The sequence below is a fragment of the Shigella sp. FC1967 genome (assembly GCF_001743005.1).
Classification (GTDB): domain Bacteria; phylum Pseudomonadota; class Gammaproteobacteria; order Enterobacterales; family Enterobacteriaceae; genus Proteus.
On the sequence record NZ_MIIZ01000276.1, the window covers coordinates 1 to 249 of the forward strand.

At 35.3% G+C, this 249-nt stretch carries 1 protein-coding gene; it reads left to right on the forward strand.

Features of this window, described 5'->3' with window-relative positions:
* On the forward strand, positions 1-249 hold a 249-nt coding region (locus BHE89_RS02500), incomplete at both ends, for a replication initiation protein (RefSeq protein ID WP_458694202.1).

Genomic DNA, 249 nt, shown 5'->3' on the forward strand with positions numbered 1-249 from the left:
GCCACCTTCAAGTCACTGAATCAATGGGTAATAAAACCAGCAATAAAAGAGTTAAACCAGAAAAGCAATCTATCAGTAACAGTTGATACAGTAAAAAAAAGGCAGGAGTGTTTTTGCGCTACACTTTCACTTCAAAGAAGATCAACAAATAAAAATGATGTTAGAGGATTGATTATGGCTTTGGTATCAATCAGTGAAGCGGCAAGGCTGACAGGAAAAGCAAGAAGTACATTACACAAGTATATAAAA